Raw genomic sequence first — 2998 nt, forward strand, 5'->3', positions numbered from 1 at the left:
ATCTATAATAAAGTATATGGAAAATAATGGGGGGATCGATATTGAAGAAAAAGTTTATTGTTCCTGCAGTTCTATCGTCAGCGTTGTTGGTAGGTTCTATCCCAGCCGGTAATGTATTTGCAAAGCCGGTTGATTCGAAGGTGGCAAGTAGTGTACAAGCTTCTAAAAAGTGGAATGAGAAGGCAAGCGTTCCTGTTTTTGTGAAGGAGCGATTTGCTGAGAAATTCTCTTCTAGCAACCCTTCCAATGCACTAAATTATTTAAAGAAAAACGAAGGTAAAACCGGAATTAAAAATCCAGATAAAAACCTAAAAGTAAAAGATTCACAAAAAGATAAACTCGGTATGACCCACGTTCGCTTTAATCAATCAATAAATGGAGTGAACGTAGAAGGATCCGAAGTTATTGTTCATTTTAATAAGAATAATGAAGTCGTATCCGTCAACGGAAGAGTAAATCAGACGATTGCCGATGATGCGGTGGACACGACTGCCTCCTTAAGCAGTGATGCAGCACTAAAGCAGGCACTATCATCTTTCAATGCCCCTGAAGAGCTAACGTATGAGCCAACTTCTGAGCTTGTAGTCTATCCTTTTGAAGGAGAGAATCATACAGCTTATAAAGTGAATGTTAACTTCATGGGGGATGAGCCTGGCAACTGGTTTGTCTTTGTGGATGCAAACACGGGAGGAATCATCGATAAGTATAATGGTTTAATGCATGCTGATGAAATGAAAACACAAAATGGTGCTGGAAAAGGGGTACATGGTGCTCACAGGGAATTACATATTACCCAAGTGAAGGAACCTAAATCTGGAACTCAGTTTGCGTTAGCTGATTACTCTCATAATGGTCTTGATGGAATACTTACGTATGATGCTAAAAATGATAATAGTTCCAGTAATGATACTCTATATGTGGGGAATTCTGCTGCATTTATCGGCGACTATGATCGGGCTCTTGTCGATGCACACTATAATTCGGAAAAGGTATATGATTATTACCTTAATGAGCATGGCCGAAATTCTCTTGACGGTGAAGGAATGGCAATCATTTCTAAGGTCCACTATGGCAATAATTACAACAATGCATCCTGGAATGGGCGTTGGATGACCTATGGGGATGGTGACGGTGAGTTCTTTATTTCACTATCAGCCGGTCTTGACGTTGCTGCCCACGAAATGACTCATGGCGTCATCACTCATACAGCAAATTTAGTTTACCGCAATCAATCTGGAGCACTAAACGAATCATTTGCTGACGTCTTTGGTGCACTTGTTGACGACGATGATTGGGAAATGGGCGAGGATATTATGGCACCAGCTGCTAAAGCTGACGGTGTAACGAGATTGCGCAGCTTGAGTAATCCAAACAGTGTTGTAGTAAGTAATGCGGAAAGAGCTGCATATGGCAGTGGAGTCTATCCGGCTCATATGGATGAATTTTATCACATGCCAACTTCGGTAGATGGCGGCGGTGTCCATGTTAACTCCTCGATTACAAACCACGCTGCATACTTGATTGGTCAAGAAATTGGAAGGCACAAGTTAGGACAAATCTACTATCGTGCAATAAGCGTTTATTTAACGCCAAATTCCGATTTTAGTGACGCTCGTAAAGCTATTGTTCAGTCTGCAATTGATATTTATGGTGAAGGCAGCAAGGAAGAGGCTGCAGCTGCTGCCGGATTTGATTCGGTGGGAATTTACTAAGTATATAATTGGATCCGCCCGCAGGAATCAATATTTTTAGCGGATTTTAGAAGAATATTGAAGTGCGTTTTATGTTCCCCCAGAATAAGAGTTTGGGGGATTTTTTGTTATGGTCTCACCAGCATCCCATGTGTTGCCACATACACTCTGGACATGTTGAGTGTGGGAACATATTACTGTATGTAGTCAAATCGGTTTGGTTATCGAATATTAGCAATCTATATAAGAATAACGGAGGGAGTTCTAAAGATGGAAATGATTAATCTTTTTTGAGAGGTTGCTCTTTCCAGTTGTTAATTTTTCATGATTATGTCATGAAAGAACGGTCTCAACGAGTACTTACCAGATTTTTGAAAGTAAATACCTTTTTGACTTGTGAGGATTTAAGTAAAGAGTTCAATATTAGTGAGAGTACTTTTCGAAACGAATTGGTCCTGATTAATAAATATCGGTCTGAAAATAATTATCCATCAGGTCTAGTTTCAACCCTTTTCTTCTAGTAGTCGTAATAGCAGCTGTATTGGTTGTAGGGGGAGCTCTTCTTACGATCTGCAGTATGGTGTTAGAAAAAAGAAAGTGAATAATGATTTTCCTATTGTGAAATTATGCACTTTAACTAACGGGTGCGATAGCTTAAGTTCGGAACTGTCTTTAAGGCATGAGTAAGACACCACTGCCGAAAAATCAATTTGATTTTTCGGCCATTTTAAAATTTGAAAATGGGGAATTCAAGAATTATTTCTCTACAGATGCAATGATGTCTTCAGCTAAGACTTTAGAACCACTAGCACCTTTTAGATATTTCAATGTTCCTTCACTAGACAAATCAAATATCTTTATACTGCTCATTCTTTTATTTACTTCTTTAATGTTTAACTGGTTAGAAACAAAATTATAATTTGAAGGAATAATTTTATTGCCCGCTCTAGCTAAAGCATTTAAACAGACTATATGAGTTAGTCTATATTGCTTATAATCACTCCATTCAACAGGAACACCTCTTTTATACAATTAAAATAAGAAAGAGTTATATTAAGTATTTTTCCCTTAGGAAATTCGGCTTATCTTTGTATTTTTATTGTAAAGTAATATACTTTTCTTTAGTTCTTTTGCCAATTAACGTTCCTTTATTATACAAGGGGCTGTTAGGGGCAATAATTAGCTGTGTTGCAATCCAACTAAGATTATCAATTTGGATTTGAGTCAATATTTTGGACACAAAAAAGTTAAATCTTAAGCTGTTTTTGTAATTTGATCTTCAATGGCTTGTGGAGTTTTATATCCTA

1 protein-coding gene is annotated in these 2998 nt (G+C 37.7%); it reads left to right on the forward strand.

The annotated features are described in order from the left end of the window. Positions 1-26: 26 nt before the first annotated feature. Positions 27-1712 carry a M4 family metallopeptidase gene (locus tag ACFWE9_RS26485; RefSeq protein WP_377359614.1) on the forward strand — a complete coding sequence of 562 codons (1686 nt, stop codon included), beginning with the start codon at positions 27-29 and terminating at the stop codon, positions 1710-1712. Positions 1713-2998: the final 1286 nt, after the last annotated feature.

The organism is Peribacillus sp. NPDC060253, assembly GCF_042727425.1.
In the GTDB taxonomy this organism is placed as follows: Bacteria; Bacillota; Bacilli; order Bacillales; family DSM-1321; genus Peribacillus.